Annotated in this window: 1 protein-coding gene; it reads left to right on the top strand. The window is 73.3% G+C overall.

The window, feature by feature from the left end:
- Nucleotides 1–137: 137 nt before the first annotated feature.
- Nucleotides 138–1,262 carry an adenylate/guanylate cyclase domain-containing protein gene (locus V7E45_RS40085; protein WP_333779218.1) on the top strand — a complete coding sequence of 375 codons (1,125 nt, stop codon included), beginning with the start codon at nt 138–140 and terminating at the stop codon, nt 1,260–1,262.
- Nucleotides 1,263–1,556 lie beyond the last annotated feature (294 nt).

Genomic DNA, 1,556 nt, shown 5'->3' on the forward strand with positions numbered 1-1,556 from the left:
GGGTGGGGGCGCGGTGGGGCAAGGTGGGCGGTGTTGGAAGTGGTGACGGGCAAACCCACGGAGTGAGCTGGCGCACACCTGCCGTAGAGTTGAGGCCGGTCGATACCTGACCGTGGCAGATCGGAAGGGCAGCACGCGTGACCGTCGACGACACGGGCTCCGGCGCGGACGCGGACGGCCGGGAGGACCCCTACGCCGCCGACTCCGGCGAGGATCCGCTTGCCCTGCGTCTCGAGCAGCTCATCCTGGGCGCCGAGCGGCGCTACACGCCTTTTCAGGCGGCCCGTAGCGCGGGTGTCTCCATGGAGCTGGCGTCACGGTTCTGGCGGGCCATGGGCTTCGCCGACATCGGGCAGGCCAAGGCGCTCACCGAGGCCGACGTGCTGGCGCTGCGGCGGCTGGCCGGTCTGGTCGAGGCGGGGCTGCTGAGCGAGGCCATGGCGGTGCAGGTGGCCCGGTCCACGGGGCAGACCACCGCCCGGTTGGCGGAGTGGCAGATCGATTCCTTCCTGGAGGGGCTGACCGAGCCGCCCGAGCCGGGCATGACGCGCACCGAGGTGACGTACCCGATCGTCGAGCTGCTGCTGCCCGAGCTGGAGGAGTTCCTGGTCTACGTCTGGCGCCGGCAGCTCGCCGCCTCGGCGGGTCGGGTGGTGCAGACCGCCGACGACGAGGAGATGGTCGACCGGCGGCTCGCGGTCGGCTTCGCCGACCTGGTCGGGTTCACCCGGCTGACCCGCCGGATGGAGGAGGAGGAGCTCGGCGAGCTGGTCGAGGCCTTCGAGACCACGGCCGCCGACCTGGTGGCCGCGCGGGGCGGCCGGCTCATCAAGACCCTCGGCGACGAGGTGCTGTACGCCGCCGACGACGCGGGCACGGCCGCGGACATCGCGCTGCGCCTCGTCGAGACGATGGCGAACGACGAGACCATGCCGGAGCTGCGGGTGGGCATGGCCTTCGGCACGGTGACCACCCGGATGGGCGATGTCTTCGGCACCACGGTCAACCTCGCCTCCCGGCTGACCTCCATAGCCCCGCGCGACGCCGTACTGGTGGACAGCGCCTTCGCCGAGGAGCTGATCCGCACGGGCGAGGCCCCCGCCTCGGAGGCGGAGGCGGCCGAGGCCGCCGCTGCGGCGGAGAAGGAGGGCGAGGAACCGCCGGTGTACCGCTTCGCGCTCCAGCCGATGTGGCAGCGGCCGGTCCGTGGACTCGGCGTCGTCGAGCCCTGGCTGCTCAGCCGTCGCGACAGCCGGCCCTGACTCACCGCCCGGGCAGAACCGGCAGGTCCACGCACAGGCCGATCACCGGCACGCACGCCCCGCCGCCCGGCGACGACGAGCGGGTCGCGGTGGGGCTCGGGCTCGGGAGCGGTGCGGGCGGGGCCGAGGAGCGGGTCGGTGCGGGCCGCGCCGGTGGCGGCGAGGTCGCCGTGTTCGCCGTGGGGCGCGGGGCGACCGTCCGGGCCGCGGTCGGCGCGCCGGTGCCGCCGGGGAGTGTCGTGGCTGTCTCTTATACACAAATCCGAGCCCACGAGACACTTGTTATCATCTGGT

Source organism: Streptomyces sp. IBSBF 3136 (assembly GCF_036815105.1).
Classification (GTDB): domain Bacteria; phylum Actinomycetota; class Actinomycetes; order Streptomycetales; family Streptomycetaceae; genus Streptomyces.